Source organism: Psychrobacter sp. M9-54-1, from assembly GCF_016613355.1.
GTDB classification, from domain to species: Bacteria; Pseudomonadota; Gammaproteobacteria; order Pseudomonadales; family Moraxellaceae; genus Psychrobacter; species Psychrobacter faecalis.
Map to the genome: position 1 here is coordinate 42,325 of NZ_JADGFW010000016.1, position 20,921 is coordinate 63,245.

Annotated in this window: 24 protein-coding genes, 1 tRNA gene and 1 other RNA gene; 24 read left to right on the forward strand and 2 right to left on the reverse strand. The window is 43.2% G+C overall.

Annotated features, from left to right (window positions below):
- The first annotated feature begins 163 nt into the window (after positions 1-163).
- Positions 164-373 (forward strand): hypothetical protein, encoded by a 210-nt coding sequence (locus IQ457_RS07115; RefSeq protein ID WP_068404450.1) that lies wholly within the window; start codon positions 164-166, stop codon positions 371-373.
- A 192-nt stretch (positions 374-565) separates the two neighbouring features.
- On the opposite strand, the gene IQ457_RS07120 is transcribed toward IQ457_RS07115, so the two are convergent.
- On the reverse strand, positions 566-1,822 hold the full coding sequence (locus IQ457_RS07120) for a L,D-transpeptidase family protein (RefSeq protein WP_446737536.1): 1,257 nt from the start codon (positions 1,820-1,822) through the stop codon (positions 566-568).
- Between the two features lie 571 nt (positions 1,823-2,393).
- Between IQ457_RS07120 and prmB the strand changes: the two genes are divergently transcribed.
- The 17 genes from prmB (at position 2,394) to IQ457_RS07205 (ending at position 16,175) form a co-directional block, all read left to right on the forward strand.
- Positions 2,394-3,566 carry a 50S ribosomal protein L3 N(5)-glutamine methyltransferase gene (gene prmB, locus IQ457_RS07125; protein WP_200662621.1) on the forward strand — a complete coding sequence of 391 codons (1,173 nt, stop codon included), beginning with the start codon at positions 2,394-2,396 and terminating at the stop codon, positions 3,564-3,566.
- A 72-nt stretch (positions 3,567-3,638) separates the two neighbouring features.
- On the forward strand, positions 3,639-4,742 hold the full coding sequence (gene aroC, locus IQ457_RS07130; RefSeq protein WP_200662622.1) for a chorismate synthase: 1,104 nt from the start codon (positions 3,639-3,641) through the stop codon (positions 4,740-4,742).
- A gap of 190 nt (positions 4,743-4,932) precedes the next feature.
- A complete protein-coding gene (locus IQ457_RS07135; protein WP_200662623.1) occupies positions 4,933-5,604 on the forward strand; it encodes an alpha/beta hydrolase in 672 nt (223 codons plus the stop codon).
- Between the two features lie 85 nt (positions 5,605-5,689).
- Positions 5,690-6,048, forward strand: a transfer-messenger RNA (tmRNA) gene (gene ssrA, locus IQ457_RS07140).
- Between the two features lie 163 nt (positions 6,049-6,211).
- Positions 6,212-7,453, forward strand: a complete 1,242-nt coding sequence (locus IQ457_RS07145; protein WP_200662624.1) for a tyrosine-type recombinase/integrase — start codon at positions 6,212-6,214, stop codon at positions 7,451-7,453.
- A gap of 53 nt (positions 7,454-7,506) precedes the next feature.
- The gene (locus IQ457_RS07150; protein ID WP_200662625.1) at positions 7,507-8,562 is read left to right on the forward strand and encodes a GTP pyrophosphokinase; all 1,056 of its coding nucleotides are present in this window, start codon (positions 7,507-7,509) and stop codon (positions 8,560-8,562) included.
- Positions 8,563-8,677: 115 nt separating this feature from the next.
- A complete protein-coding gene (locus tag IQ457_RS07155; RefSeq protein WP_200662626.1) occupies positions 8,678-10,084 on the forward strand; it encodes a hypothetical protein in 1,407 nt (468 codons plus the stop codon).
- A 532-nt stretch (positions 10,085-10,616) separates the two neighbouring features.
- Positions 10,617-10,901: a helix-turn-helix transcriptional regulator gene (locus tag IQ457_RS07160; protein WP_200662627.1), complete on the forward strand. Its 285-nt coding sequence runs from the start codon at positions 10,617-10,619 to the stop codon at positions 10,899-10,901.
- Between the two features lie 2 nt (positions 10,902-10,903).
- Positions 10,904-11,623 carry a helix-turn-helix domain-containing protein gene (locus tag IQ457_RS07165; RefSeq protein ID WP_200662628.1) on the forward strand — a complete coding sequence of 240 codons (720 nt, stop codon included), beginning with the start codon at positions 10,904-10,906 and terminating at the stop codon, positions 11,621-11,623.
- Positions 11,616-12,188: a hypothetical protein gene (locus tag IQ457_RS07170; protein WP_200662629.1), complete on the forward strand. Its 573-nt coding sequence runs from the start codon at positions 11,616-11,618 to the stop codon at positions 12,186-12,188. The genes IQ457_RS07165 and IQ457_RS07170 overlap by 8 nt, the downstream gene beginning before the upstream one ends.
- Positions 12,181-12,765 (forward strand): hypothetical protein, encoded by a 585-nt coding sequence (locus tag IQ457_RS07175; protein WP_200662630.1) that lies wholly within the window; start codon positions 12,181-12,183, stop codon positions 12,763-12,765. Before IQ457_RS07170 ends, IQ457_RS07175 begins: the two co-directional genes overlap by 8 nt.
- 135 nt (positions 12,766-12,900) lie before the next feature.
- The gene (locus tag IQ457_RS07180; RefSeq protein ID WP_200662631.1) at positions 12,901-13,143 is read left to right on the forward strand and encodes a hypothetical protein; all 243 of its coding nucleotides are present in this window, start codon (positions 12,901-12,903) and stop codon (positions 13,141-13,143) included.
- Positions 13,143-14,126, forward strand: coding sequence for a YdaU family protein (locus IQ457_RS07185; protein ID WP_200662632.1), 984 nt, complete (start codon positions 13,143-13,145; stop codon positions 14,124-14,126). The genes IQ457_RS07180 and IQ457_RS07185 overlap by 1 nt, the downstream gene beginning before the upstream one ends.
- Before the next feature lie 202 nt (positions 14,127-14,328).
- Positions 14,329-14,721: a hypothetical protein gene (locus tag IQ457_RS07190; RefSeq protein ID WP_200662633.1), complete on the forward strand. Its 393-nt coding sequence runs from the start codon at positions 14,329-14,331 to the stop codon at positions 14,719-14,721.
- Positions 14,711-15,064, forward strand: a complete 354-nt coding sequence (locus IQ457_RS07195) for a hypothetical protein (protein ID WP_200662634.1) — start codon at positions 14,711-14,713, stop codon at positions 15,062-15,064. The genes IQ457_RS07190 and IQ457_RS07195 overlap by 11 nt, the downstream gene beginning before the upstream one ends.
- The gene (locus tag IQ457_RS07200; protein WP_200662635.1) at positions 15,061-15,342 is read left to right on the forward strand and encodes a hypothetical protein; all 282 of its coding nucleotides are present in this window, start codon (positions 15,061-15,063) and stop codon (positions 15,340-15,342) included. The genes IQ457_RS07195 and IQ457_RS07200 overlap by 4 nt, the downstream gene beginning before the upstream one ends.
- A 257-nt stretch (positions 15,343-15,599) precedes the next feature.
- The gene (locus tag IQ457_RS07205) at positions 15,600-16,175 is read left to right on the forward strand and encodes a hypothetical protein (RefSeq protein WP_200662636.1); all 576 of its coding nucleotides are present in this window, start codon (positions 15,600-15,602) and stop codon (positions 16,173-16,175) included.
- A gap of 338 nt (positions 16,176-16,513) precedes the next feature.
- Here IQ457_RS07205 and IQ457_RS07210 read toward each other — a convergent pair whose 3' ends face one another.
- Positions 16,514-16,681: a hypothetical protein gene (locus IQ457_RS07210; protein WP_200662637.1), complete on the reverse strand. Its 168-nt coding sequence runs from the start codon at positions 16,679-16,681 to the stop codon at positions 16,514-16,516.
- Between the two features lie 243 nt (positions 16,682-16,924).
- Here IQ457_RS07210 and IQ457_RS07215 point away from each other — a divergent pair.
- The 6 genes from IQ457_RS07215 (at position 16,925) to IQ457_RS07240 (ending at position 20,921) form a co-directional block, all read left to right on the forward strand.
- A tRNA-Ile gene (locus tag IQ457_RS07215) sits at positions 16,925-16,999 on the forward strand.
- A 63-nt stretch (positions 17,000-17,062) separates the two neighbouring features.
- Positions 17,063-17,392 (forward strand): HNH endonuclease, encoded by a 330-nt coding sequence (locus IQ457_RS07220; protein ID WP_200662638.1) that lies wholly within the window; start codon positions 17,063-17,065, stop codon positions 17,390-17,392.
- A 143-nt stretch (positions 17,393-17,535) separates the two neighbouring features.
- On the forward strand, positions 17,536-17,955 hold the full coding sequence (locus IQ457_RS07225) for a terminase small subunit (RefSeq protein ID WP_200662639.1): 420 nt from the start codon (positions 17,536-17,538) through the stop codon (positions 17,953-17,955).
- Between the two features lie 9 nt (positions 17,956-17,964).
- A complete protein-coding gene (locus tag IQ457_RS07230) occupies positions 17,965-18,192 on the forward strand; it encodes a hypothetical protein (RefSeq protein WP_149491831.1) in 228 nt (75 codons plus the stop codon).
- Between the two features lie 77 nt (positions 18,193-18,269).
- Positions 18,270-19,988, forward strand: a complete 1,719-nt coding sequence (locus IQ457_RS07235; protein ID WP_200662640.1) for a terminase large subunit — start codon at positions 18,270-18,272, stop codon at positions 19,986-19,988.
- 282 nt (positions 19,989-20,270) lie between these two features.
- Positions 20,271-20,921: an HK97 family phage prohead protease gene (locus IQ457_RS07240; protein WP_200662641.1), complete on the forward strand. Its 651-nt coding sequence runs from the start codon at positions 20,271-20,273 to the stop codon at positions 20,919-20,921.

Here is a 20,921-nt window from a genome sequence, read left to right on the forward strand (position 1 = left end):
TTTTCAAGAGAAAAATGCCAAGTACAAATCAATAATTATAATATGGCTTTTAATATGAATCACTTGCTATAAATGGGCTGTGGGTCTATAAGAAAAGGCTTACTATTTGTGTGGATTTGGTGTATAAAGGTGTTATACCCACACAATAAATGAGGAATACATCATGAACTGGCCACTATTTTCTGTCATCTATTCAATAGCCGCGACCGTGACCGTCGGTGTATTAATGATTGCCGCTTTGGTCACAGGATTTAACCAAATCCCGCACATCCAAATGGCGGTTGCCGCAGGGATCATTGTATCCATTCCTGCTGCCTTATTTTTTACCAAAAAAGTGGGAAGTATCACGGGTAAGGAAGGTCATAAGGCCTAGGGCTACAAAGCCTGTAATTTAAGACTAAGCTATTTCAAAAGCTAGCAGTCTCAAAAGCCCGCCACCATAAAAATTAAAAATAAAGAAAGGCAGCTTAGCTTTAGACTTTATATAAAATAAAAAACAGCCCCTAAAAAGGAGCTGTTTTTTTATTGCTTATGATGTGTTGTTGTTCATTTTAATTAATAACAATTATTTTAGCTCAACGGTGGCGCCATTTTCGATATTGGCATACACCTCTAACACATCCCAGTTGGTCAAACGGACGCAACCAGCGGATGCTTGGCGGCTGATACCTTCAGGTTTCGGTGAGCCATGTAGGCCATAAGATGGCTTAGACAAGCCCATCCATACCACACCGACAGGGCTGTTTGGACCTGGTGGTAGCATATGTACTTGTTTGTCTGACCCTTTACCAACGGTCGCTTTATACCACGGCATTTTTACTTTATTAATGATTTTAAATGTGCCTTGCGGTGATGGCGTCGCATCACTTCCGACTGTTGTTGGATAAGTGGCGACCAGTTTATCACCGTTATAAGCATAAAGGGTTTTGTCGGCTTTATTGGCAACGACGCGATTAATCCGCTGTTTGAGTGGATCGCGCGTATTTAAAACGGTGATGGTTTCGCCAGCTTTATACTGTTTGTTTTTATTCAACTTGTCTAAATAGCGCACGTCCATATGGAAACGCTCACCTAACATCTCTTTGATGTCCTGATAATATAAGCCTTTCATTTTCGATTTGGCCTCTGCGCCTGCAGGCGTGGTAGCAAAGTTGGTTTTTACATCATCTTCGGTGATGGTATAAGTCACTAGCACTGGCTTATTGGCTGGGATATTTTTATTCAAAGCGTCCCATGTTTTTTGATCCATTTTACCAGTCGCAGGCAAGCCTTTCATGGTTTGGAAGTTAATCAGTGCTTTTTTACTGTTCATACCCCAGCCGCCATCGATAGCGCCCGGTGAAGCGTGATTCCAATCCAATAACGCTTGCATTTTGATGGTCATTGCGGAGTTGACCTTCATGTTCGGTGTCCAAGTGGCACCGTTGACTTGTTTGGCGTAATTAGACAGGTTTAGCGTGGTATATTTTTTACCATCGACATCTTCGATACTTTTGATAGAAGTATCGGCTGGGCGGTTATTTGCTACTGCTGCACTAGGAGCGGCAACAGCTTGGCCATCACTGATGTCATCGGTGCTATCAGACTGTACATCTTTACGCGCTAGCTCTTCGACGCTCATATTGTCGGCGCTGACGCTTTGTTGCTCATCTGCTTGTTGCGCGTCATTGTCGTCTTCGTCAGCTTCCTGTTTTTCGTCAATCAGCTGCGTCATACGATCAGGCGATTTAGGCTTTAAAGTAGGCGTGGCTACGGCAGGCGCGCGACTATCGAGTGAACTGCTGCGATTTTCTTGCACGTTAAGGCTGACTTTTTTCGCCATACTCGGTTGAGCAATAGTAGGCATTGAGTCAGCTTTACGTACTGGTAGAGTGCGCGTATTTTCGGCAGGGGCAGCAACAGCGCTGACACTGGCACTAACAATCGCAATAGATATAGCGGTGATAAGGGGCTTCATTTTCATCATATTGGCTTACTTATGGTTATAACTAATGCGGCTATTATGCGCATAATTTGGACGCTTCGCAAACTTTTGACACATCTTTTTTCGTTTAGGGCTTGCTAAACGTCAACAGTTGACGTATTCACTACAGTTGGGAAATAATTTAGTCATGCTAGTTATAAAAGAGCATTCACATTTAGTTAGAGTCTTGTTTATTTGCTTTATCGTTAAATGCTAGAGTGATAAGAGGTTAATGATACATTTACCTATCATAAAAGTTGCCTTATTTATTTGCAGTAGCTTTTTGCGCTAAAAAACACAGTTATTGGCGCAGCGCAAGGTTTACGTCTATAATGTATGACAAGTTTTTATTTAATAAATCGGCTGTTAAAAGTCAGCGATTTAACCCATCCGCATGTCGTCGATACGCATGCAATCAGTAAGGTGTGATATGTCAGAAGACCAAACCATGAGCGCAGAAGAGTTTCAAAGTCAGTACTTTGCTGATGAGTCGCAAGGCTTAGATGGTGAGATGACCTACGATTTGGAGTCAGAACTGCTCGTTGAAGACGATGAGTTTGCCAATCTGCGTGCCGAGCTTGCAGAGGCGCGTGAGCAGCTGGTCAGCATCCGTGATTTTATTCGTTTTGCGGTCACGCAGCTGCGCAACTATGACGTGGTCGTCGCTCAAGGAACGACGGATGAATTTGCCGAAGCGTCGGCGCTTGTGTTGCACACGCTGTCCTTAGATTGGGCAGCCAATGATCAGATTCTAGATTGCCGTTTAACCACTTCAGAGAAGCAGCAGGTGCTGGGCTTATTAGAAGAGCGCATCGCTGAGCGTAAGCCGTTGAGTTATCTTATTAATTTATCGTATTTCTGTGACCTGCCTTTTTATGTCGATGAGCGCGTCCTAATTCCGCGCTCACCAATCGCCGAGCTGATTCGTCAGCAGTTCCATCCGTACTTCGATGTTAATGAGTTGGCAAAGCCGCTTGGTATGAGCATGAACAATCAAGCTGCCGCCTTCTTTGACCATGGTTTAGAGATTAAGCAGTTGGCGCAGCCTGAGCGTATTTTGGATTTATGTACCGGTTCTGGTTGTATCGCTATTGCGCTTGCCACCCGCTTTGTCGATGCCTTAGTCGATGCGGTTGATATTGATAAAGGAGCGCTAGAAGTTGCGATGGTCAATGTCGATCATCATGACTTAGGTCATCAAGTTAATGTGATTGAGTCTGACTTATTTGCCAAGATTCCTGCTGAGCATCAATATGAGCTAATCGTCACCAATCCTCCGTATGTCGATGCCGCGATTATGGCGGATTTGCCTCCAGAGTTTTTATATGAGCCGGAACATGCGCTCGCTGCCGGTCAGGACGGATTGGATTTGGTACATCGTATCTTGTTTGAAGCGCCAGATTATCTTAGTCCTGAGGGCTTGCTGGTTTGTGAAGTCGGCGATAGTGAATGGGCGTTAAAGCAAGCGTATCCCGAAATCCAATTTGATTGGCTAAAATTTGCTCACGGCGGTCACGGTATTTTTGCTATTACCTATGACGAGCTTATGACTCATCGTCAATTATTCGCCGCTTATGTGCAATTATTGGATGGTAATCAATAAAGTAAAATTGACACTGACGCTAAATTAAAAAACAGCAATTAAAAAATCGACTTCATTTGTTTAAGGATAAATATGGCTGGCAATAGTATTGGACAGGTTTTCACCGTAACGACGTGCGGTGAGTCGCATGGTGCAGGCCTGATGGCTATCGTCGATGGCGTACCGCCAGGTTTAGAATTATGCGAAGCAGATTTGCAGATAGATTTGGATCGCCGTAAACCTGGGACGTCTAAATACTCGACCCAGCGCCGTGAGTCTGATGAAGTCGAGATTATCTCTGGCGTCTTTGAAGGTAAGACCACGGGCACCTCGATCGGGCTTTTAATTCGTAACACCAATCAAAAATCAAAAGATTATAGTGAAATAAAAGACACTTTTCGCCCCGGTCATGCCGACTATACCTATAGTATGAAATACGGCTTTCGCGATTATCGCGGCGGCGGTCGTTCATCAGCCCGTGAAACGGCCATGCGGGTGGCGGCAGGTGCCATCGCTAAAAAATATTTGCATAAGCGCTTAGGCGTGCAAGTACGCGGTCATGTTACCCAAATTGGCTCGGAATACAGTCAAGTGCTAGACCCAAGTCAAATCGACTGGGATTTTGTCAATAGCAATCCGTTTTTTTGTGCAGACGCCGATGCGGTCAGCCGCTTTGAAGTCTTGATAGATAGCTTACGCCGAGAAGGTACGAGTTGTGGTGCGCGTTTGGAGATTATCGCAAGCGGCGTGCCCGTCGGATTGGGCGAGCCAGTATTTGACCGCTTAGATGCCGATATTGCCCATGCGATGATGAGTATCAATGCCGTCAAAGGTGTAGAGGTCGGTGATGGTATGGCGGTAGCTGGACAGTTTGGTCATCGCTCACGTGATGAGATGACCCCTGATGGTTTTACGGCCAATCATGCGGGTGGTATCTTGGGTGGTATTTCATCAGGCCAAGATATCCGCGTTAGTATTGCTTTGAAACCAACCTCTAGTATCACCACGGCTGGCAAGAGTATCAATACAGAGGGTGAAGCAATTGAGATGCTGACTAAAGGTCGTCATGACCCTTGCGTAGGTGTACGCGCGACCCCCATTGCTGAAGCGATGCTGGCGATTGTATTGCTTGATCACTATCTGCGTCATCGTGGTCAAAATGCCGATATTAAGCAACCAGTCCAATCGATTACTTAGATTTTCTGCCATCTATTTATTTGCCCTTTGTCGCATCTACTGCTGTTCTATTAGATACGTTAGAGGGTTTTTTTATGCATGCTTAAAAAGTTAAGTAGGTAAGTTATAAACTCTCATTTAAATACGGTATGTCTTGCTTAATCAAACAAACAAATCTGATTTTATTTATCAGTTAAAGGAACTTAAAAACATGAGTAACTATTTAGATGCTGTTATTGTTGAACACAATCCTAAAAACAAAGTGATTGACCGAGCCGTCATTTGGCTGCATGGCTTGGGTGCTAGCGGTCATGACTTTGAGCCAGTTGTTCCACAGTTAGGTCTTGCGGATGACATGGCCGTACGTTTTATCTTTCCGCATGCACCTAATCGTCCAGTGACGGTTAATGGTGGTATGGTCATGCCCGCATGGTATGACATCTTAGAGATGAGCCTTGAACGTAAAGTCGACATTGCTCAAATCGAAGAATCTTCTCAGCAAATTCATGACTTGATTGCTCGTGAAATCGAGCGCGGTGTTAAGCCTGAGCATATTGTCATTGCAGGATTTTCGCAGGGTGGGGCAGTGGCATATCATGTGGCGCTTGGCTATCCACAGCGCTTGGCAGGGCTGATGGCGTTGTCTACGTATCTAGCGACCAATGACCATATCAGCTATAGCGCCGCTAACAAAGACATGCCGATATTGATTGAACACGGTACGCATGACCCTGTAGTGCCTATGGTTCTAGGCGAGCAAGCCCAGAATTTGTTATCGGCGAAAGGCTATAGTGTCGTTTACCATACCTACCCGATGGCGCATCAAGTTTGTATGCCGCAGATTCAAAATATTGGCCAATGGATAAATAAAGTTTTGGCTTAGACAATTGCGCTGTAACTTAATGTAATACAGAAGGCGTTTAGGTTGAAAACCGATAGGCAGGTACTATATAATAGTCAGTCTTATTGGGGATGTTCTGGCTTCGACGCTGGTGATGAAACTCAATGATGCATGTCGAGAGTGTATGTCCTCTCGTTAATCAAACATATATTGTTATAGTCGCAAACGACGAAACTTACGCTCTAGCAGCTTAAACCCTGCTTACTTGGTTGCTGATCACCTACAGTTGGTCAACTAAGTTGAAGCGTCCGCATGTAGGCTCGCCACAAGTGATTGTCTCAATCGCTTGGGTTCAAAAGTAGAGAATCGTCCAATCCATCCTGACTGTCGGATCGGTGCGGATTAAAACTAAAGACAGAAACTAAACATGTAGATTCATGAGCGTAGTGCTGGCGGACGCGGGTTCAACTCCCGCCATCTCCACCAAACAACGATATAGGGTAGACCGTCATAGACTGTCTGCCCTTTATTTTGGGCGTTTTTTAGGTTTTAAGTTCTGTCCCGTCCTATGGCGTTCCGTATAGAATGTTGGTATTATTGTTGGTATTGAGCAGTACCAACATGGACAATACCAACAAAGGATAGGACCATGCCTTTAACTCATACCGCTATCAACAAGCTACAGCCCAGTAGCACGTCTATTGATACAAAGCGACCAGATAAGCACAGTGATGGTAACGGACTGCAGTTATGGGTTCGTTATACTGGCGTTAAATCATGGATCAGTGCCTACCGCTGGCAAGGTAAGCAGCAAACTCTTACTATTGGTACCTATCCAGTAATGAGCCTTCAAAATGCCCGCCAGCGTAATATTGAGATTAAACGCTTAATAGCGGATGGTGTGAACCCTAAAGACCATAAAAAAGAGCAGCAAGCCAACCAAGATGGTAAAAAGATATTTGATACAGTCGCCCAAGACTGGTATGCCGAACGTAAAACTTACCTAGCAGAAAGCACTTTCTCTCGCAATTACTCTGCATATATGCGTGATGTTAAGCCTTCTATTGGCCACAAAAATATAGATGATATAACTGCGCCTGATGTCTTAGCTATTGGTAAGGCAGTGGAAGCACGCGGCGCTGGTGAAATGGCGAAGCGTACCATTAGAGAAGTGGGTCAAATATTCAAACATGCTATACGTAACGGACTTGCAATGCATAACCCCGCTACAGACCTTGCAGAAGCTATCAAACCGCGTAAAACTGTACACCATAGCCGTGTAACCTCTCAACAGCTACCTAAGCTACTTCAAGATATTAACGGCTATGAGGGTGATTTACTAGTCAAGTTGGGCTTATGGTTTATGTGCTATACGTTTGTCCGTACCAGTGAACTACGTTTTATGGAGTGGTCAGAGATTGACTATAAACACGGTCTATGGCGCATACCTGCTGAGAAAATGAAAGCAAGGCGTTTGCACATTGTGCCATTGGCCCCACAAGCAATGGCAATATTAGAACAGATCAAAGAACTGGGTTTTTCAGATCAGTATGTTTTCTTTAATACCTCAACACGTAAGCCGTACAGTCAAAACGCTTTTATAACTGCCTTATGGCGCATGGGTTATAAAGGACGAATGACCGGCCATGGTTTCCGCGGTCTTGCCAGCACGACCTTGCATGAAAAAGAATTTATGCACGAAGCTATAGAGCTGCAATTAGCACATGACAGAGAAAACAAAATCAGCGCAGCCTATAACGGTGCTCAGCATCTACCATACAGAATTGACATGATGCACCAATGGGCAAACTTCATTGATGATGCCTACGCCGGCAAGTTAGATAACGTTATTCATGCCAGCTTCAAACAACAAACACAAAAGCATGGTTAGTATCATGCTGCACCGACTATTATATAAAAATAATAACTAACGAGGGCAGAACAATGACACACGTTGTACCAAGCCGCGAAAAGGTTAAAAAAGCTGGCAAAGTTTTAATCAAGGAAGATGCCACTACCGATGAATTTAACGATGCGATGGCAGTGTTGTCGCAGTGGCGTGCCTTGCATAGCTACACTATCAACACCTTTCAAGCAATGTTGCGCGGTAAGGTTAAGCAACTAGGCTTTAAGTCGCCCATCATCGCGCAGCGCCTAAAGCGCACGCCTTCAATCATCCGTAAGCTTAACCGCTTTCCAACTATGAGTTTGTCACGTATGCAGGACATCGGTGGCATACGCATTGTGTTGCCTACCGTTAATGATGTTTATCGATTACATAATGATATTATTAAAACCAAAGCACGCTTCGACCATGAGCCGCTATTACCCGCAGATGACTACATTGAAAGGCCAAAAGATGACGGTTATAGAAGTTTGCATCAAGTCTTCAAATATAAAAGCACCATAGCACCCGAACTGAATGGTCTATTTATTGAGCTGCAGATCCGAACTAAGCTACAACATTCATGGGCAACAGCGGTTGAAACGCTAGGACTGGTAGAGAAGTCGTCATTCAAAACAGGCGAAGGCGCAGAGGAGTTTAAACGCTTCTTTAAATTGGCTAGTGTATTGTTTGCCCACCATGAGAAAAAGCCCGTAATTGATGTGTTTAGCAAAGACGAGCCTAGCACCTGGGTTGCTGAGCTGATTGCATTAGAGAGAGAATTACAGATATATGCCAAGTTAACAGGCTTAATCATCACTGCTAAACATATTGATAATGTGAGTGATAAAACTGATGAATATCACGTCATGGAGTTAAATACTAGCGGTGACCATCCCGCTGTTAGCCTTGTCGCTTTTACTAAAGCACAGCTAGAGATTGCCGAAGATTTCTATAAAATGCGTGAGATTGCAACGCAAGACAAGCCAAATATAGAAGTGGTGCTAATAGCGGCGGGTAACCTGAAGGACATTAAAAAAGCTTATCCGAACTACTTTTTAGATACTCAAGAGTTTATTAAAAACTTAAAGAGCATATGCCAAAAGCTGGGCTGATGCTCAGCTAAACACTTTGCAAGGCTAGGGGTTGCTCCCGAACGACAGGTATTCACACCCTTAAACTGTCACTGCCTTGCTCCTATTTTGATTAAAGGGTGTAGGGGTGTGGACCATGGGACTATTGGCTAAAGCTATACAGCAAGATAAGAAAAAATTTATAAAGCTATCTAAAGCTATAACTATTGTTGCTAATATTACTAATGATAGTGAAGATGATGTGGTGCGGTTTTTTCATTGTACTTCCATGCCAACTTACCAGAAATGGCTTGAAGGAATCAACTTATTCCATGACAACGGTTATGGCGGATATTACCCAAATGGTGAATTTTTAATAGCATTAGATTATTATTGTGGTGACATTAAAAATTACCATAACTTGCGCGAAGATAAGTTTTTCCGCAGCGCTTATGTGGACAAAACTAAGTTCTTCAGTAAGGATTTAATAGACATTTTAGGCGTGAGCTTTGATATAGAAAACTTTGACCTATCAGAAGCAATGCCCAGTTTTGAAAATAAAGAAATAGAAGATATTACTAATAGAAAGATGGAAGATAGGCGAAGAAAATATATTGCTGTAAATGATTTTGTAAACAGTTTGAGCAAAGGTAGTGATTTTAAAGAAGGTGGAAGCTTTGGAGCAGGAAATCCATTAAGGGTTGCCATTGAGGGGATACTTGAGAGTATCCCGCTAAATGATATTGGTTTATATAAACTAGAAGGGACAGTGTATTCATTAGTTTCTCAAGCGGATAAATACAAAAATTCTACCGAGATATTACGGACTTTTTACGGTGTTCTTGATAATGATCAAACAGGTACAGTAACATCAGATAGGGAGCCATTCAAAGGCTTTTACTTTAAGTATTCAGATGTGGGCTATCTGATTGGTTCGGACTCTAAAGCTATTGAAATAGAAGATACCGAAATATGTACTAATGAAGATGTGAGTACTAACCAGCTAAAATATGACGATGAAGTTAGTGATCAAACCATTGAAAAACTTAAAAAGATGACTGCAGATTATGAAGATCTTAGGTTGAAGTATGAAGAGCTTGAAAGGCAGAACAAAGGTCTTTTTGATAAGATTGAGCAGCACAAACAAGATAATAGTGAGGAGCTAAGACAGCATTGGGAAGCTGAAAGCATAAAACATAAATCTAAAATAGAAGAGCTTGAGACCGTAATAAAAGGGTTTAGTGATATCGAGACATTAAGTCAGGATGGTGATTGGCAACTATACAATTGGAAGTCAATGGATGAAAATCAATATCCGCCTGAATTACATTTAGTGATCGAAGTTTGGAAAAGGTATTACAAAGCTAGTGATACAGAAGATATTACACGATTTAATACTCGTAAGTTTGATCGAATAACTGGAGAGTTAAATTTAAAGGATGGTAAGTTAAGAAGCAGAATTAGATCAATATTAACTCCTTTAAATAGTAAAAAGACCTCGACTGACCTTATTGCTACTTTAAGAGATGTTGATATCCTTTATAACGATAAAATGATTGATTAAACAAGGTGGCACCTTAAGCCGCCACCCTAAAGTATGCTATAGGATTTAGATGCACCCAAACTTGGGATCTGTTTAGATGTACTCAAGTTTGAGCATATCTATTTAATTATCTTCAGGGTTGAGGGTATAAGGTGGCACCTTAAGCTGCCACCCTAAAGTATGCTATAAGATTTAGATGTCCCCAAATCTGGGGACATCTATCCCTTGCAGCATGAAGCCTTATATCTTGGCCATATTTCAAGTGCGCCCAAGATTATTATCGCAATACCTGTCGTTACAAACCCAAAAGAAAGGTGAGCTTAAATGCTCGCCTTTTTTATTGTCAAAAATTCAACTCATACAAAAATATCATCCTATTTGGGATGAATTGGCGTACGAATTAGGGTGATATTTGAGCAGGGTGCCACCCTACGCCAACGGTATTACTTTAAGCCGCCACTATTGCCTACCACTATACCTCTAGTATTAGCATAAACATGTAAGCCGCCACACCACGTTGCGGCACGTAACCCACCGATACGGAGTTATAAACATGACTATCACAGACACGCCAGTTATCCCTTTCACTTCTAATAACGTAAGTAGTGCTGAACAAGAGGCAGGAAACAGCCCCTTTAAACACTTACCTCCTCAGGGAATGAGTCGAGCCAGCCAGCTCTTGCCATTTGTACCTTTTAGCAAAACCACACTTTTCGAATGGTCGAAAGACGGACGTTTCCCTGCACCTGTCAAATTATCTTCAACTATGACCGCATGGCGTAATAGTGAGGTCATCGCTTGGCTTGAAGGACATTCCGCAGATGTAGAAGGAGCATAACGATGATTACTCCACAGCAGACAGTAACAGCAACACAAACAGACACTATAAAAGCGCACCTTATGACTGGTGCAAGCATATCGACATGGGAGGCTTACGAGAGCTACCAAATTACATGTCTTGCCCAACGTGTCCATGATCTACGAAAGATTGGTATGGAAATACAGAGTAAGCCCACTGTCAAAAATGGTAAACGATTTAACCTCTATTGGTTAGAGGAAGAAGAGCGTGCCCGGTACGTGAGCGGTAAGGTTGTTACGCCTACCGATGTTCGCGGAACGGGCGACGATGCTGATGCCGGAATTCTTGCTAACAACGGAGTATGGGTGTCGAACGACTATATCGATAACCTATTAAGCACCTTAACCACGTGCGCCAAGAATATTAATCTAATGGCAAAATTTGCCGACGTAGAAGACGCCGAAGAAGGTAATAAGATTAATAATTACTCGATGCAAGTGTCAGATATCGCCATGAGCATCTCGCAGGCATCTTTGAATGTTAGACCGCATCCTACCAGCACCGACATTATCGGCACATGGCTTACGCATGAATTCCTTGAGCAGGTAAAGCTATCTATTGATGGTAGCGCGCGCAGCTTGGGTGCAATGGCTATAAGGTCTCGGCTTACCGATGCTGGCATGAATGATGGTGTCAGTGAGTCGTCAATGCGATTGGCTGAAATAAGCACGAATATAGAGGAGTTGATCACCAATGAATAATCACATCAAAATTGATATAAAACCTAACTACGGCTCAAATTATAGCTATAAATACTCAAATTTGAGTATTAATGATATGAATTTGAGTTTTATTAATAGTATTTCGAGTGCAATTGATAAGATGAAAGACACTATACCAAGCATAACTTTAGGGCTTCTATTTTCTGATGTAACACCGGTTATTACCCACTTATTTAATTTTAGCGATAGTGAAAAACAAGGCTTTACAAGTCATGATGACAAGCGTTATTATAGCCCTACTACTAAATTACTAGCGGTTAAGCCAAACCGTCATTCCTTGGCTATTTTTGTGCCTAAAATCTGCCTGACTAACTACCAGCGATTTACCAACGGCATAAATAAGAATACGTCTGCATTGCAGGCACGTCATAAATATAGCACTGTCGAAAGTGCGAACATCTATGACGGGTTGATAGAGCCTAATACAAGACCCTTCTGGGGGAATAAGCTCAACCGTCTAGTAACGGTAGTTAAGACCCGTCGCCCTTTTTTTATGGGTGACTACAAACTAACTAAATTACTAGGGACTATCCAACATGGGTAATTCAAACACCACTGTTTCAAACAAAACCTCTAAAAGCAACGCTGCTCCTAAATCTATTGCTTCAATAGCCAGTCAAATAACCTTTGATGCTGGTGATATTGTGTTGTGCCCGTCTGTAGGTGATAAACTTTATAGGCTATTCAATGATGAAGAGAATGGTTGTCTCTGTTTCACTACTAACAGCAAGACATACCATTATAGATCTGATGGCAAGGTCAGCCGCGACGACAATACCCCTTCTTTGTTTCATAACACTCTAGCAAACCGCCAAGCGATAGCCACGCTATACCATGGCGCTCCGCCACAAAAAACTACCGCCAAAACTAATGATGTCACCATGCCAGTCGAAACGCTGAAAAGCATTGCTAGTGAGATGGATGGTGCAAGTCAAGCCTTACATGATATAGGCCTACTCTTAAATATGATTTATCGAGAAAAGATAAATCCTCGTCAAGCCATTGCGCTGGCACGCTTATCTCATGATTCTACCAATACGTGGTCTGAGCTTTTATTCGACAGTTTAGAGTCAGTCAATAACACTATAGCGTCTGCTAGCACTGCCAGTGTAGGGGTGTAACCATGAAAAACAGTTACCCATCACCTAAGCAGCGCCGCCGGCACGCCAAGCGTAAAAATCATTATACGAAGTATCAATCTGCGCGTAAGCCTTTGGACCAAGGCTGTAAGAAAATAAGAGATCATGGAGGGCGTAATGACTACCACACTGCGTAAAACTTTCAGTCATAAAAAAGCCCGAGCGATTCGCTCAGGCTTCTTGGAACTGATAAATACTTTATTGCTAACTCCACAGCAAGGATTAGCGACATCATTCATGTCAGTGGCTAAAAACCACACCGAAGATAATAGCATAACTGTTTGCGAAATTGCACCCTTCCGAGTTGATAAATCTACGTCAGTATTTTTTTTGACGCTCAGCCAAGCAGGAGGTATGTGATGCACTACTACAGCTTTAACATCAAAGACTATCGTAAAGATACGCAACACCTAAAGCCGATGGAGCATTACATCTATCGAATGCTAATAGACCTCTATTACATGGATGAAAAGCCAATACCTAAAAAAACCCAGTGGGTTATGCGTCGGTTAATGTTGGATAACCCAGAACACGAAAACATGCTTAAAAACGTCTTAGATGACTTCTTTTATGAATGTGACGAGGGTTTTAGGCATAAACGCATAGATTGCGAGATCACTAAATACCATGGCAATGCTCAGAAAAACCGTGAAAACGGTAAAAAAGGCGGTAGACCTCGTAAGAATAACCCAGAAATAACCCAGTCGGTTACTGATGGGTTGCCACTAGAAAGCCAAAATAACCCTAACCAAGAACCAATAACCAATAACCATAAACCATCTAATAGTAATAATAATAGCGCGAGTGATTTTTCAGTAATTGACTCGATTGCAGATTGGATTCATCCAGAGCTTGCTGAGATGAATGCCATGCTGATGCTAGGAGCACCATCGGTACCAGCAATCAGTCAAGCAGACTACGATCACCAATTGGTTAAATTTAAAAACTACTACGCTGAAAAAGAGATTGAAGGTTCATACGTCAGGCTTGAGGGCAGACGTAAGGACATACTCACAGAATGGATTAAGCGTGATTATATCCGTCAGCAAAAAATCAAAGCTCAATCAGCAGCTACACCAAGATTTAATATCGACAACGAAGATTGGACCAAGGCCACTAAGCCTGCAGCAGATGATTCTTATCATCCTAGTCACACCAAACCAGTGGCCCAAGCAAAAGCTAACCCAAAAACATCGGTCATGGTAAATGGACTATGGAAAGAACCGTTACACGGTATGAGCGTTCAGCAAACCTACGATTATATCGCGCAGTGTCAAATGCCAGGAGAGATGCAGGATGAGACATACAACAGGTTATTGAACCAAATGCAGGAGGCGCTATGAGTATTAGTACCTTAGTAACAGGCTTAATGATTACGTACTTTATTTGCGCTTACTTCGTGGCTTATAAATTCACGGTATTAGTGTTTAAGGGCAGTAGTGGGGAGTATTACGGCTTCAAGGTTAAGTGGTACCACAAACTGACTGGAACCTATGTTTTAGCTTTGCCTATATTTCTCATTCTGACTTACTTTGTGGGTGAGGTATGAAGAGCGCTAGAAAAGTAGCCAAGGGCGATACTTGGCAGCTTAAAGAGACAGGTGCAAAGGTTGTTATAACCCACTCCGGTTCTTTAAGCGTTGGATGGCGTGAGAGTGGTGCGATAAACACCACTCATACATCGCGCAAACAATTTTTGATTGACTATAGCAAGCCAAGAGCACTTATTGCTAGTGATTACATTGAGCGCACATTTTTAGAGATTGGGGGTATTGGCAGCTTCAACAAGATATTTACGGCGGTGCTGGCGGGCAAGAAGCGTGTTAGAGCGGAGGTACTGAGGTCGGCATTGCATAGCTTATGCGATGTTGGCACGGTGCACTACTTTGAACGTAGCGATACATACATGTTTACGGGAGTCGATGAATATGGATATTAGAAAGTTTAAGGGTAAGGTTTATGAGGTTGTTAGTTCATGCGACCACGCCAAAATCAACATCGACCGCGCCACTAGAACGATAAGGTGCATGGTTTGCTTTGAACTGCTAGACCCTTTTGACACAGCCATGAATTATGTGGACGCGCTTGATGAATATACGGATAAGCTGAATGCCTACCGAGAGCGCTTAGTTCGAGAAACAGCACGCAATAAGTTACTTGCCCGCAGGCTTGAGAATCGCAAAAGAACTAAGTGCAATCATTGTAACAAGATGACAAATATCAAAATCAAAGAGCCAACGCTTTTGGAAGTCCGCGCAGAAGTAAAAGGGGATTTAGTGTGAGTGATCCAAGAGAGGGTATAAAGCAGCTAACACAAGAGGTTTTTAAGGGTGTGCCGCTTTATATAAAGAGCGCAGGTATTAGCGGTTATGGACATCTCACTTATTTTAGCGTAACTAAAAATAGGTTGAGTACGTATGGCAGGCAATTAGAAATCGGCAAGGTCACCGCCGCTGACTGGCCACCAGTTCAGAAAGACTATCACGAAAAACTAGGTTACGTCGCTTGTGATACGACGGACTGGCAGGACAGCGCTATAGATAGGGAGCCGACGGAGTGAGTAAGTTGAAAGACAACCACAGAATAATAGCCATGCTTAAGCAACAAACGCACGGCATATGCAATCCATCTGATTATAAGGGTCAAGACTATATACCTCATAAAGCACGGAATAACCGCAAGACAAAAAGAAGTGGGAGAAGGTAATCCAAATATGGATTATTAACAATATCAGTAACTTGATGGTAGAAAACGCCGCAATAATTAGTTAGTGATATTAGCTCAAAAAATTGCAATACTTTAATTTAGGAGCAACTGATGATTAGTGTTATAAAAACAAGGTTTGGCGAAAGCCCGTCCTTAGAGCTAACCAATGGGGAGTGGCTCAAAAACGGTATGGGCGCTAAAACTGCCAACCTTAACGGCGGTCATGGCGGATTATCTCCTGAAATAAACTGGGAGGATAAAGCGGCATCTGTTGCTATGATTGACGACACGCCAGCCAAATCGCTGGCAAGCATATTGGTATGGGGTGAAGACCCTAATTGGGATTGGTCACGCCATTTTCAGGAGGTGGTTAATTATTTAGCGGCTAACATGATTAGGCGTTGCCAAGAAGACGGTCGCGGCGCACCGCAGGCATGCACTCATAGCCTGACGGAGCTAGCATGGCTGATGGCGCGTATGGTGTTACACTTTGAACTATATGAGTTATGGGATATTTATACAGTTAAAGGGCGATTGGGGTTCTCAGGCATTGCAGTGAAAGCAAGTACGTACACCAATGTATGGCTGACCTACCAAAAGCAGATGACCCATGATTTGTTTGATATGGTTGGCAAGGCTGATTACTGTGTTAGCGAGTATCGCAGACAGCTGAATAATCTTAGCTAATTGATACCGCTTGACCCATGACCCCCGAATGGGGTAGTATTTGTCATACTGGCTTCAGTCGTAAGTACAGCCAATCAAGTTATAAGCGAAAGACACCTCTCCGGTCCTTTCGCTTTTTTATTCAGTGCAAATGCTAACGTAAGCAGCAAATGCCTAGTTGACTGACAAAGCGTCCGGTTAAGGTCGTAAACCATAGCAAGGGATGATTAAGCGGATAGTACAGCGAAGTAGACGTAGAAATCGTCTAGCCCAAGCGTATAGTAGATGAAGATTTATGTTGAAGCATGGATAACAACAAGCGCTTGTTGTTATTTGGAATACGGTTAAATTCCGTGCGTCTACCCCAATTCAAAAAAACCCGTCATTAATTTGATGGGTTTTTTTATGCCTGTCTGATTTAGCCACGGACAGCACATGCCATAGAGGTACCCACTGGCAGTTGGCACTGCAACCAAACTGAAGCCTTCACTGATTGATGCACGTTGCATGTGGCGTGTAGTCATCATGATGTGATGGCAATCCTTACCCACGTTAGAAATAGCGTGGGCTTTTTTATATCTACGATTTAGCAGAGAGTGCTATGTGCGAGCTAACTAACCAACAAGCTTATGATTACTACAAAAGTTTGAAATCGCCAAGTGCTAAAGATTATTGGCTCAACTTTTTGAAGAGTAGATCTAATAGAGGTGGTAAGGATGCTAAGGGCGCGCAAGAGCAGCTCGATAAGATTAAGTCTTATAAGTAATGACGGGCCCATAGCTTAAGGGTAAAGCAACCGACTCATAATCGGCAGATTGAAGGTTCGAGACCGTCTGGGCCCACCATATTGAATAACCAGTTTGCCCTCCTTGATTGGTCAGGGCATTTTTTACATGAGGTAAAAAGCGATGGGGCTCAAAGCGCTAAAACCAAGACTGCACGAGATAAGCAGTACTGGTATCGATAATCATCAGCCAAAGTCACGATGGGGGCATGGCCGTGGTGGTCGGCCTTGGCGTCGCTTGAAGGACAGGATGCTTCTGCGAGATAGGCATACGTGCCAGCACTGCAAGCGAGTAGGTGGGGAGTTGGAGTTAGATCACATTATTAATGTTGCAGCAGGTGGCACGGATGATGAATCCAATCTGCAAATACTTTGTGTCGACTGCCACAAGATAAAAAGCCAAGTAGAAAGCAGTAATGGTCAATACGGTTTAACAAGTAGAGATGATTTCTAGTTAATCAGTGTTAAATAACCCGGGGGGAGGTGATTTTATTTTCCTCTGAAAGCCACAGGACACCTCACGCCATCTCACTTATAAAAAAAACCTGTGTTTGCAAAATATGTTAAAGCACTCCGAAAAAGTTAAAGGAGGTCTTGATGGCGCTCACGCTAAAAAAAAGATTATATGCTGACGCTATCATGGACGGTGAAACTAAAGCTGATGCTGCCTTAATAGCAGGGTACTCAAAGGCTACAGCCTCGCAAGCAGGTTCAAGATTATTCAAAGATGAAGATATTATTCAGTATATCGAAACCAAGACTTCGGAAAAAAAACAGGTCGAAGTTGGTGCGGTCCATGTTAAAAAAAACGTGGTCGACCCTAAAGAAAGGTTGCTGGAATTATTAAACGACCCAGACCCAAAGATTCAACTGAGCGCGGCCAGCACGCTGATGCCATATATGTACGCAAGAATTGCACCGGCCGGTAAAAAAGTAGGCGAGAAAGAGCAGGCCATCGAAGCAACTAAGAGTGGCAGGTTTGCAACACTTGGTCAGCAGTCGGACAAAATACAATAAGGATTTCCCATGCCTATATTCCCAGATCATTACGCTATTAATTTTTATATCAGAAACGATGTAAAGCGGTTTAGTCGCCGCATACTTTCACAAGTTCCAAGCTTTGGCGACACCTTGGTGTTCAATAAGCAGCGGTATCGCATACATAGCGTAGAGTGGTGCTTGGATTATAACGCGACCAATAGAGAGTATCAGGCGCTCATAAATATAGAAATGATAAAAGCGATGGGCGAATAAATCAAAGAATGTACTCCATTAAAATGATAATAGATAACAAGCCGCCTTAATGGGCGGTTTTTTATGGGCGACGATAAATGATTACTAAATGGACCACGGCGCTACCTGATTGGGAGAAGCGCATAGTCCAGAAAAAATCATTATTGCCTTGCGCGCCGCTCAATCAAGAAGTTGCTGATATTGCATTAAGGGTTTTTAACAGTCTTATCTTGGTTGATGTGATTGGCAAGCCTACATTGGGCGAAGCGTCGCTCAAGTGGTCATCGGATTTTGTGGCATCTATCTTTGGTGCGTATGATCCTGAAACCGGCATTCGCATGATTACCGAGTTCATGCTACTTATTGCGAAGAAGAACGCTAAGTCTACGTTGGCCGCCGGCATTATGATGACCGCGCTTATCTTAAATGAAAGACACAGTGCTGATTTAGTGATTATTGCACCAACCAAAGAGGTTGCCAGCAACTCATTCAATCCAGCTCGAGATATGATAGCCGCCGATCCTGAATTGTCAGCTATGTTTAACGTGTCAGAGCACACTCGGACCATTACTCACTTAGGTACGAATGCAAAACTAAAAGTTATTGCTGCTGAATCAGAGGCGCTGGCAGGTATCAAGGCGTCTTATATATTGGTCGATGAGTTGTGGCTGTTTGGCAAACGAGCTAATGCTGGCTCAATGCTACGTGAGGCAACTGGTGGTCTTGCATCTAGACCGGAAGGCTTTGTTATCTACCTAACAACCATGCCTGATGAACCACCAACAGGCGCGATGAAACAGAAATTGGATTATGCCAGGGGCGTTCGAGACGGAAAGATTGATGATCCTCAGTTTCTAGCCTTGCTTTACGAGTTTCCACAAAAGTATTTAGATGATGAGCTTTATCTCAAGCAAGAGAATTGGTATATCACCAATCCCAATATGAATGCTTCGGTTAATGAGAAGTATATTGAGCGTGAGTTTAAGAAAGCGGCTGACGAAGGCAAAGAAGAATTACAAGATTTCACTGCCAAACATTTAAACGTTCAAATCGGCGTATCAATGAGAGCTAATAGATGGGCTGCCAGTGAGTTTTGGGAAAAAGCAGCAGCACCAACCCCATTTACTTTAGAGCAGCTTATAGAGGCGTCAGAAATCATCACCATGGGCATTGATGGCGGCGGGCTTGACGATTTGTTAGGAATGGCAGTTATTGGCCGTCTGCCAACGGTTATCCGTGAGTATGAAGATAAAGTCAGCAAGCAAAAGATACAGGTTAAGCCGTGGTGGGTATGGACCCGTGCATGGTGCCATGAGATAGCATTGGAGCGCCGTAAATCTATCTCTGATACGCTGCGTGATTTTGAGAAGCAAGGCGACTTATCTATTGTCAAAAACATTGGCGATGAAACAGATGAGCTCGCCAATATTGCTAAGCAGGTCTTTGACAGTGGCAAACTTAATAAGATTGGACTTGATCCACTAGGTATTGGGGCGCTGATTGATGAGCTCGTTATGATTGGCATACCAAGTGAGATGCTGATAGGTGTGACGCAGGGCTTTAAGATGTCAGGCTATATTAAGACCGCTGAGAATAAGATTGCGCGTAAAGATATGCTGCACGCTAGTCAAAACATTATGGCGTGGGCGGTTGGTAATTGCCGCACAGTCGTCAGAGGTAGCGGGACGATGCTATCAAAAGCTGAGAGTGGTACCGCCAAGATTGACCCAGTTATTGGCATGCTAAACGCAGTCGCACTGATGAGCGAAAACCCTGATGTTCCTAAGTCAGACGTTCCCACAATGTTTTTTGTTTAAGGACCAACTATGTTAATTAGAATTCTAAGGGCTATATTTTGTGGTTCTTGTGAGTGCCATAGCCCGACAGATACCAAGAAGGGGTGTAATAAGTACGCACCTTGCTTTCGTTCGGTTTATGGGTCAGATAATTACAGTTTTTCAGAGTGTGCACGCCGAGGCTGCTGTGAGTGTTCTGGCTACTCACGACCTACTCCGCCAAAGCCGCAACATCCTCATAAATAACCAACACCGCCAATAAGGGCGGTTTTATTTTGCCCAAATTTTATAACGAGAAACCTTATGACTAAAGCTTATAGCGTACTAAAGGTTAAGGCGATAACCGAAGACGAAGAGACGCGCACCATCACTGGCATCGCATCGACGCCGAAGCAGGATCGTGATAATGACATTTTAGATATGGTCGGCGCTAAATTCGCTTTGCCTATTCCTTTGCTTTGGCAGCACAACTGCAATCAACCGATTGGCGAAGTTACTGATGCAACCGTCACAGAAGAAGGCATTGAGATCACTGCCACTATTGTCAAAATCTTAGAGGAGGGCACTCTCAAGAATCGCACTGACGAGGCCTGGCAGTCCATCAAGTCCGGATTAGTCAAGTGTCTATCCATTGGTTTTAGACCGCTTGAGTACAACTACCTGGAAGACAGTTGGGGTATGCATATCAAAGTTTGGGAATGGTATGAGTTATCTGCTGTCACGGTGCCTGCCAATCCTGAAGCGGTAATCACTAGCGTTAAAAAAATCAAGCAGGCATTTTCGGATGCTCAAAATCATACAACCCCATCTTCAAAAATGAAGACCGAGCTATCGGCAACTGAGCCGCAAACAAAAGCCCCAAGCAGCACCAGCGTTCCAAATTTAAAACAATCTCGAATCATCACCTTAGTTGACCCTAATCAGGGCAGCATACGTTTACTATCTGGAGAATGA